This window comes from Stenotrophomonas sp. PD6 (assembly GCF_049199305.1).
GTDB lineage: Bacteria > Pseudomonadota > Gammaproteobacteria > Xanthomonadales > Xanthomonadaceae > Stenotrophomonas.
The window spans coordinates 1-499 of the sequence record NZ_JBLZQD010000039.1; the positions used below are offsets into that span (position 1 = coordinate 1).

General features: G+C 52.3%; 1 protein-coding gene and 1 rRNA gene. One reads left to right on the forward strand and one right to left on the reverse strand.

Annotated features, from left to right (window positions below; translation table 11 throughout):
* Positions 1 to 85, forward strand: a 5S ribosomal RNA gene (gene rrf / locus ACOZHM_RS20695); the annotation flags it as partial.
* A 110-nt stretch (positions 86 to 195) separates the two neighbouring features.
* Here rrf and ACOZHM_RS20700 read toward each other — a convergent pair.
* A partial coding sequence (locus ACOZHM_RS20700; protein ID WP_421571225.1) for a hypothetical protein occupies positions 196 to 499 on the reverse strand: 304 nt, incomplete at its 5' end.

The window sequence follows — 499 nt, forward strand, 5'->3', positions numbered from 1 at the left end:
GATCCCATCCCGAACTCGGAAGTGAAACGCAGCTGCGCCGATGGTAGTGTGGCTCAAGCCATGCGAGAGTAGGTCATCGCCAGGGTTTATACCCCGAAAACCCCGTTGCTCACGCAACGGGGTTTTCCTTTTTTGCAAGCACATGCTTTTTGATGCACTTGCAGCAACAACTTCAAGAAGAACTTCAAGTTCGCCTCACAAGTTGTTGACAGATTCGAAAAGCCTGACATAATAGGCGGCTCGCAACGACGAAAGGCCTTCTGGCCGATCGGTCCCCTCACCGGGAACCACCTCGAAAAAAGGTGTTGACGAAGCGGAAAAGCCGGCTATAATGGGCGGCTCGCAACGACGGAAACGTCGGGGCACACGGACGAAGGCGCTGAGGCCGACTCCCAAGTTCTTTGACAGTATGCGCAGGTATCTTGTGAAGGCGCCTGCAGGAAGGATGTATGTCCATCTTGCAGACGTTTGATCAAGCAACATATCAATTGTTTTAAAG